Annotated in this window: 7 protein-coding genes; 4 read left to right on the top strand and 3 right to left on the bottom strand. The window is 32.6% G+C overall.

Annotated elements, in window-relative coordinates; all coding sequences use genetic code 11:
• Positions 1–54: 54 nt before the first annotated feature.
• On the bottom strand, positions 55–1,161 hold the full coding sequence (gene alr / locus P8H50_RS06495; protein ID WP_300206828.1) for an alanine racemase: 1,107 nt from the start codon (positions 1,159–1,161) through the stop codon (positions 55–57).
• On the bottom strand, positions 1,154–1,795 hold the full coding sequence (locus P8H50_RS06500) for a thymidine kinase (protein WP_300206830.1): 642 nt from the start codon (positions 1,793–1,795) through the stop codon (positions 1,154–1,156). Before P8H50_RS06500 ends, alr begins: the two co-directional genes overlap by 8 nt.
• A gap of 118 nt (positions 1,796–1,913) precedes the next feature.
• On the opposite strand from P8H50_RS06500, the gene P8H50_RS06505 reads away from it, so the two are divergent.
• Entirely contained in the window at positions 1,914–2,642 is a 729-nt protein-coding gene (locus P8H50_RS06505; protein WP_300206832.1) for a hypothetical protein, read from the top strand.
• A gap of 14 nt (positions 2,643–2,656) precedes the next feature.
• Here P8H50_RS06505 and P8H50_RS06510 read toward each other — a convergent pair whose 3' ends face one another.
• The gene (locus P8H50_RS06510; protein WP_300206834.1) at positions 2,657–6,433 is read right to left on the bottom strand and encodes a gliding motility-associated C-terminal domain-containing protein; all 3,777 of its coding nucleotides are present in this window, start codon (positions 6,431–6,433) and stop codon (positions 2,657–2,659) included.
• A gap of 92 nt (positions 6,434–6,525) precedes the next feature.
• Between P8H50_RS06510 and rsmI the strand changes: the two genes are divergently transcribed.
• The 3 genes from rsmI to P8H50_RS11065 all read left to right on the top strand — a co-directional run bounded on the left by rsmI (position 6,526) and on the right by P8H50_RS11065 (position 8,955).
• The gene (gene rsmI / locus P8H50_RS06515) at positions 6,526–7,197 is read left to right on the top strand and encodes a 16S rRNA (cytidine(1402)-2'-O)-methyltransferase (RefSeq protein WP_300206837.1); all 672 of its coding nucleotides are present in this window, start codon (positions 6,526–6,528) and stop codon (positions 7,195–7,197) included.
• Between the two features lie 18 nt (positions 7,198–7,215).
• Complete coding sequence (locus tag P8H50_RS11060; RefSeq protein ID WP_366900962.1) at positions 7,216–8,172, top strand: M28 family peptidase; 957 nt, start codon at positions 7,216–7,218, stop codon at positions 8,170–8,172.
• A gap of 105 nt (positions 8,173–8,277) precedes the next feature.
• Complete coding sequence (locus P8H50_RS11065) at positions 8,278–8,955, top strand: M28 family peptidase (protein ID WP_366900963.1); 678 nt, start codon at positions 8,278–8,280, stop codon at positions 8,953–8,955.
• Positions 8,956–9,183 lie beyond the last annotated feature (228 nt).

Here is a 9,183-nt window from a genome sequence, read left to right on the forward strand (position 1 = left end):
ATTTAGTTAAAAGTTTAACATAAATAGCAGATTTACAGCCTATAAAACAGTAAATTATCGACGAAACGATCTTTTTACACGCTGAGAGACAGAGGTGAGTAGCTCATAAGAGATAGATTGTATGCTTCCTGCTAATTCTTCTGCAGAATGTTCTGGACCAAAAACAATAACTTCGTCTCCTTCTTTACAAGGAATTGATGTGATATCTACCATAATCATGTCCATACATACATTACCAATAATAAATGCTTTTTTCCCATTAATAAATACAAATCCGTTTCCGTTTCCGTATGGTCTTCCAATACCATCTGCATGACCAATGGGTAATGTTGCAGTTCTAACATCTTTGTTTGCAACAAATGCACGATTATAGCCTAAACTGTTGCCTTTTTTTATAATATGAATTTGAGAAATACTTGTTTTTAATGTTGCAATTGGTTTTAAATGTTTATTTATTTTTGGGTTATTTCCAAAGCCATATAAGCCAATACCACTTCTCACCATATTTAAATGCGCTTGAGGATAATTTAAAATGCCTGAAGTATTGCATATATGAAGCATGGTCTGGTATGGCAATGCTTCTGTTATTTTTTTTGAAACATTGTTAAAGCTTGTAATTTGGTTTAAGGTAAATGTTTTTTCGTTTTCATCTTCACTAGCTGCTAAATGCGAAAAGAGCGATTTAACTTTTATAGCTTCCGTTTTTTTAAGATTGTTTAAAATGGTTTCAACTTCGGTATCAGCAAAACCTAATCTATTTAAACCTGTATTAAACTTAATGTGAATAGGATAGTTTTTTTGTTTATTGTTTTCTGCAACAATTATAAATTCATTTAAAACACGTTGAGAATAAATGCTTGGCTCTAAACAATGCTGTATTATTGCATTAAAATTTTCTGGTAGAGGATGTAAAACTAGAATAGGTGTTTTTATACCAGCATTTCTAAGTGCAATACCTTCGTCTACATAAGCAACAGCAAAATAATCTACGCCTAAATTTTCAAGGTATTTAGCTATTTCTATAGCATCGCTTCCATAAGCAAAGGCTTTTACAACAGCTAGAAATTTGGTATTGTTTTCGAGTTTAGATTTTAAAAACTTGAAATTATGCTGTATCGCTTTTAGGTCTATTTCTAGAACTGTTTCTTGAGCTTTAAGCATCTTTATTTTTAGATTTTATTTCTTCGGCCTCATTAACTTTCATCGTTCTTATTTTTTCACGCATGGTTGCTTTATAATAAGCAGCACGACTTAAAGGCTCGTATTCTTCGGTTTCACCTAATAACACAAGATCTTCACTTTTGTTTTTTCTAAAACTAAATTGTGCTAGGTTTCCTGTTCGCGTACAAACAGCATGAACTTTAGTTACATACTCTGCAGTAGCCATTAAGTTAGGCATTGGACCAAATGGATTACCTTTAAAATCCATATCTAATCCTGCAACAATAACGCGAACACCTTTATTTGCTAGATCGTTACAAACACGTATAATCTCATCGTCGAAAAATTGAGCTTCGTCAATTCCAACTACATCACAACCATCTGCAAGAATAGGAATATTTGCAGCAGCAGGAACAGGAGTAGAGCGTATTTGGTTTGCATCATGTGAAACTACCATTTCATCATCGTAACGCACATCTATTGTAGGCTTAAAGATTTCTACTTTTTGCTTTGCAAATTGGGCGCGCTTTAGCCTACGAATGAGCTCTTCTGTTTTTCCAGAGAACATGGAACCGCAAATAACTTCAATCCAACCAAATTGTTCTTTTTGATTTACTGTATTTTCAAGAAACATTTTGTAATTTTAACACAACAACAAGATATTGTTCTCGTTGCTATAAAGGTGGCTCAAATTTATTAAAAATCAAAAGCCTAAATTGTATTAATTTAAATAATTATAAAATTTTTAATTTATGATGAAGAAGTTAGAATCAGAATTAATGAGCATAGCTCATAAGATTCTTAAACTAAAAGGGAAAGAGGATGTAAATAAAATGCATACTGAAGTAGCTGCACTATATGAAAAACTTACGGTTTTAAAATTTGCTCAGGAGAATTTTGAAGACGATTTACCAACCATTGGTAATAACTCATCGTTTTTTGGGATGTTAGATACTGCTTTTAATAATACGGTTAGCGATACTATTGAGGTTGGTAACAAAACGTATATAGATGTAGATGAGCGAGATGAAGACGAAATAATGGAGCCAGTAATGGAGAAAATTAAAGATATGGTTGCACAAATGCCTCATGAAACCCAAGAGGTTGATGCGGTTTTTGAAGCTATAAAGCCGAAATACCATAAAAATGATTTTGAAGATATAACAGCCGATTTTAGTGAGACACCAATTTTTGACAAAGTAAGTGCTGTAAAACCTAACGAAAAAAAATCTTTAAATGATAAACTCAAGTCTGGAGGATTAACCATTGGTTTAAACGATAAATTAGCCTTTATTAAGCACTTGTTTGATGGTAGAAATGCAGATTACGACCGTGTAATTTCACAATTAAATACCATGACAAACTTTAAGGAAGCTAACGCTTTTATAGAAACTACTGTTAAACCAGATTATAATTCTTGGGTAGATAAAGAAGATGTTGAAGCACGTTTTATGGAATTAGTTGAAGGAAAGTTTAATTAAAGTAATCTATAAAATTAATAATTAAGATATAGCCATCCTACAAATGGGTTTTGTATTGTGTCTATAGTTATTAAATAATAATAAGTTCCAACTGGTAAAAGAGTATTAGATTTTGGAGTGCCTCTATTTGGTTTCCCATTCCAATTGTTTTTGTAGTTATTGGTTTCGTAAACTAAAGTTCCATATCTATTAAATATTTTAATATTATTTATAGGGTAATCTTCTATACAATTAATTACAAAAACATCATTATTTCCATCGTTATTAGGCGAGAAGCCTTGACTTATAGACAGGCAATTATTTACAAAAACTTCTGCAAAATCTTCATTATTAGTGTCGTCTCTGTCAATTTCGGTTACACTATCTAAGTTTGCCGTATTTAATAAATTGTTTGCTGAAATTACCTGAGCTGATATAGTTAGTCCTTCTATTTGATTAGGGGCTAAACCAGGAATAGTCCAAAGGTAAGTAGCATCATTATAAGTGCCATAAGATACGTTAGAATTTATGTAGATGTAACCAATAGGAAGGCTTTCATATATAGAAATATTAGTAGCATTTGTTGTCCCAATATTGGATGCTGTAATGGTAAATATTACAGTTTCTCCAATACTAGACTCTGTTGGCGAAACTGTTTTTAAAACCTCAATATCGACATCTGTCATTAAAATAGTAACTTCTGCGGTATCTTCATTATTGGTTGGGTCTCTGTCTGTTTGTGTAACAGTGTCTAAACTTGCAATATTTATTAAATTTTCAGATGAAATTACTTGAGCAATAATAGTTAATGTTTCAGTTTGATTTGGTAATAAACTATTAACACTCCATATTGAAGGAGTATTGTCGTAACTACCTACACTTGATGACGCTGATATAAATAGATAACCAGCAGGAAGGCTTTCTTGTATTAAAATGTTTGTTGCTTCAGTTGTACCTAAATTAGAAATTGAAATTGTAAATGTTACGTTTTCTCCAACGAATACTTGTGTAGGCGAAACTGTTTTTAAAACTTCAATATCAACATCAGTATTATCTGCTATAACATCTAAATTAGCACTTGCTTGAGAGGTGTCTATATTATTTTGGTCTGAAAAATTTGTAGCATCATTTAAAAAGTTTCCAACAATAGTAGAAGTTACAGGAACAGAAAACGTACAAGTATCTACACCAGCCGGAAACATTAGATTGTTAACCATAACAGTTGTATCTCCATTGTTTCCTGTAAAAGTTGCAGTACAGCCATTACTTTGCACCCAAGTTATTGGTCCAGATATTGTTAAACCAGACGGAAGGTTATCGGTGAAATCGATATTAGTTTGAGATGGATTTCCAGATAAGTTGGTAACAGTAAACTCTAAGACGCTTTCTTGTCCAACTAAAATTTGGTTAGGTGTAAACGATTTTAATACCGTAGGAGAAATAATTTGAACATTGCTAATAGAGATATTAGTTTCAATGGTTTGTTCTTGATTATCACTTGGGTTTGGTATAGCCTGAGCGTTATTAGTAAAAGCACCTCCAAAACTAGGCGCTGTTACTGGAATTGTTATTTGTAATGTTGAAGCTGCATCCATATTCGGAATTAATCCAGTTATTATACTGCCATTAATGTTAAAAGAAGCACAAGTTGCATTACCATTTATTACTGCACAAGTAGGAGTTCCGTTTATAATAAATTCGGTTCCCAATATATCTTGAAAATCGATATTTATAGCACTAGAACTCGTGTTACTATTTGTAATATCTATAATCCAATTAAAATCTTGGTTTACATTTACTAGAGTAAATTCTGGATAAGTTTGCACAACTAAATCTACACAAGGTGCAAAATAAGTGTCTACAAATACCATATTGTTAGCTTGAGAATCATCAGGAATATCTCCAATACTTGTTATTTTTACACCATTAGTGGCTATTATATCGCCATTATAACACTGTGGTTGCCAGTCTATAACAACTTGAAAAGTTATAGAACTTTGCGCTGGTAAAGTATAATTGTCTGCAGTGGTAATACTCCAAAACACATCTTCTATTCCTGCTTCTGGAACACCATCTAAAAGCACTCCAATATTAGCGTTATTAATAGTTGGACAAGTTGCAGTTCCTGTAGCAGAGATGCAGTTTACTGAAACTAAAGCACCAGATGTTAAAGTGTTTAAACCATTTGGCATATAGTCTTCTATAGTAACCAAAGCATCAGTAGTTGCATTAGGATTAGTTGCTGTAATTTCATAAGTCACATTTCCCCAACTAATAGTGTTATTGCCATCACCACCTAGAGGTAAAACTGGGCTAGTTTGTATTTTAGTAATTTGTAAATCTACTACCTCAGAAGGATCGCATGGATCTAAAGCTGGCAAAATTACATAATCGCTTTCTGCATTATTTGTAATATCACTTTCTATAATAGTTGGTTCTAAAAGGTTAATACCACTTCTTACATGTCCAAGTGAATTTGTTGGTGGTCCTGTTGTACAATCGTCGGGATCTATAAATTTTAATACCGTAGTTATAGTAATGGTAACATTTGCTGGAATAATAAACTCATTACTAGACCAAAAAACACCTTGATTTATTAAATTAAAATCATTGCACGTTATGTTTCCTGTCGTAGCATCGCAAGTTATAGACACAATATTCCAATCTATATTTCCTGATAAATTCTGAAGAAAAAAGCGTCCATAAGCATCTAATGGGCCGTTATTACATGCAATTGTTTCAAACGTTACTTCCTCATCCCAATTAACTACTTGCGATGGTAAAGGATTAATTTGTGTGGTTTCAATGCATAAATCTGTAACAGAACACTCAGTAGTTTCAATAAGTTGAGTAAAAACACTATTAGAAACGTTAGGAGACTGGTTAAAGTGGTTTATATCAATTTCAATAAAACTATTTACTGCTAATGGTGCAATATCAAGACTACAATTAGGGTCTAAGTATTTATAGATGATCTCAAAAATTAACGCACTATTTGCATTAAACTCAATAGAATCATCATACTCAAAAAGCACAGTCGAATCTGGGTTAGCAGTAAAAACTTCTGAATTAAATTGAGGGACAATAGAAACATCTGGACATTGCATGCCATTTGTTCCACCTATGCATGTTATAGTTTCAAAAGCGACATTTGGATAACCAAAATTACTAGCATTTGCTAATTGCATCCTTCCATTAAAACTTGCTAATGGAAACGAAACATTAGTATTATTAGTAATGGTAAATTGGTAAGTTACAATGTCGTTCCAATTACCTATTCCTGTACCTTCTGGTGGAGTAATTTGAGAGTAGGTAACTGAGAAATCAATAGGTATATCATTTACATCTATAGAAATTATAGATTGGTTGTTTGAGGTATTAGTATCTGTCGTTCCATTAGGAGGTACAATAATAACGTTTGTCGCTATACCTCCTGGAGTAATAGGTGCACGTACAATTACTAATACTTCAACACTAGAGTTGCTAGGTAAATTTGCTATAGTACCAGCTAATTCATTGCCTGTAAAAGTTAAGTTAGAAACATTACTTGCGCCACCAGTAGGGTTTTGACTTGTAGCATTATAGTAGTTAACATTAGCACTTAATGTTTGAGAGAACGTAGCATTATTAACAGGATTACCAGAATTAATAATTGTAATAATATATTGATAGTCTTGATAGATATTAACTTGAGAAACAGATACGCCAGAAATATTTTGAGCTTCAACCACAATAGACAAATCTGTAGTTTGAGCAGCCGTTTTAATAAAAGAAAAGCAGAATATGTAGAGGCAAATTGTTAGTTTTTGCATGTGTTGGTTTACTATCAAGATACTAAATTTATAAAAAGGTTGCGTTATTAACTCTCAAAAAGATTGTAAATTTGAAAAGATAACACTTATTAATGGGCAAACTATACATAGTTCCAACACCAATTGGAAATTTAAACGATATCACTTTTAGAGCTATTGAAGTTTTAAAATCTGTTGATGCTATTTTAGCTGAAGACACTAGAACTTCTGGTAAATTATTAAAGCATTTCGAGATAAAAACACCAATGCAAAGCCACCATATGCACAACGAGCATAAAATGCTAAATCGCATAATCGAGCGTATAAAGAGCGGAGAAACCATTGCGCTTATTAGCGATGCAGGAACACCAGCTATTAGCGATCCTGGATTTTTACTTACAAGAGCATGTGTAGAACATGGTATTGAAGTAGATTGTTTGCCAGGCGCAACCGCTTTTGTTCCAGCGTTGGTGAATTCTGGATTGCCTAACGACAAATTTGTATTCGAAGGTTTTTTGCCAGTAAAAAAAGGACGACAAACACGATTAAAGTTACTTGCTGAGGAAACCCGAACTATTATTTTTTACGAGAGTCCACATAAACTGCTTAAAACGTTAGCTCATTTTTGTGAGTATTTTGGTGAAGACAGGCCAGTTTCTGTTTCTAGAGAGCTCACCAAACTATTTGAAGAAACCATAAGAGGTACAGCTAAAGAAGTTCTAGAACATTATACTAATAAGCCACCAAAAGGTGAGATTGTTATAGTGGTAGGAGCGAAGAAGTAGTTATAAAAACCAACTAGTATGTTTAAAAACCATTTTTTTATTTTATTAATTTTAATCTTATTTGTTGGTTGTAATTCTTCAAATGTTACCATTAAAAAACAATCTTCTAAAACCGATAAGAAAGATTATTTTAAACTCGTTGAAAATGAGTTTTCCGGAGATTTAGCCTATCAAACTACAGCATTTGTAGAAAAATATTGGCGTGTTGTTGGTAATAAAGGCTTCGATGCCAGTATATATGAAATAGAAAAAGAATTAATTAGAGCAGGTTTTATTAATGAAGATAAAGCAACTTCTGAAACAATCTTGACTTATAGAATTGAGAAACGACCACTTAAAAACCCAACTTGGGAGCCTGTCTCTGCCACTGTAATGATTAATGGAGAAGACAAGCCTTTATTGCAACAGATTTCAAACAGGAATATGGTGATGTTGAATTCTTATAGCACTCCAAAAGCAGGAATAAATGCTGAGGTTATTTACATTGAAGACATCTCTAAATTAAACAGGTTAGATATTAAAGGAAAAATTGTTTTTGTGGAGTCTAATCCTTTTAGTGTTTACAACCTTGCATTTATAAAAGGAGAAGCCATTGGCATAATGACCTACGATAATCCTAAATATTTATTGCCAGAAAAAAATACAACATCTATTCAGTTTCGATCTATACCTTTAAATCAAACTTTAAAACCTTGGGCAATAGCTTTGTCATATGAAGCTAAAGAGCGTTTAAAAGCGTCAATAAAAAAAGGCAAAGTTTTTTTAAACGTTATTATAGAAACCAAAATATACCCATCTGAAGAACTTACTATTATTGCAGACATTAAAGGTTCCAAACATCCAAAAGAGCGTCTCGTTTTTAGTGCACACATTCAAGAACCAGGAGCCAATGATAATGCTACAGGAGTTGGAGTTGCACTCGAAATGGCAACTGTTTCAGCAAAGCTTATTAAGGCAGAGAAGTGGTCTCCATAAAGAACACTAACTTTTCTTTGGGGAGACGAAATAGTTTCTACAAGACGTTATGTTGAAGAAGATAAGTCAAGAACCAAAGGCATTAAATGGGGAATTAGCCTAGATATGGTTGGTGAGAATACCGATATCACTGGAGGCACTTTTTTAATTGAAAAAATGCCAGATCCAAGTGCAGTATGGACAAGAGGTAATGATAAGCATACTGAATGGGGAGGAAGAAAAATGAGTTTAGAACAAATGAAACCTCATTATTTAAACGACTTTTTAATAAACAGATTTAAAATACAAGGACAAAGAGCCAATTGGGTTGTAAAAATAAATCCTTATGAAGGAGGTAGTGATCATGTTCCGTTTTTAAATGGAAATATTCCAAGTGTCCTTTTTTGGCATTTTACAGATCAGTTCTATCATACCGATAACGATCGTTTAGATAAAGTTTCAAAAACAACACTTCAAAACGTTGGTATAGCCTCTTTAGTTTCAGCATATACTCTTTTAAATTCTGATGATAATTTAGCTAGAGAAACTATAAAGCATATCGAAAGCTCTGCTATTGAGAGATTAAATGAAGAATTAAAACAAGGGAAATTAGCTATGGAAAGAGGTGACGATTTAAAAACACAAATTGCAATTTTAGACGCTTGGAAAGATTGGTATACAAGAGCAATTGCAAGTGTAAAAGATATGGTTATAGACGCATCTTTAATATCTGAAGATATTTTACAATCTCAAAACATAATTAAAGCTGTCACCATTAAAAATATTAATAGTTTAAACAACTAATATTCAAAAATGATTAATAAAAAAGCCACATCTTTCGATGTGGCTTTTTTTTGTGGTTAAAATCAGTTAGTTGGTTAACTTGTTATACATTTTTAGATTGTTTGTATTAGTTATTAGCAGGACCACCACTTAGTATTTTAAACTCTGAACGTCTGTTCATTTGGTGTTGTTCTTCGCTACAATTAGTACCGCAGTCTACAGCCATTTCTGTTTCGCCTTTTCCTGCGC

This window comes from Lacinutrix sp., assembly GCF_029238095.1.
GTDB lineage: Bacteria > Bacteroidota > Bacteroidia > Flavobacteriales > Flavobacteriaceae > Lacinutrix.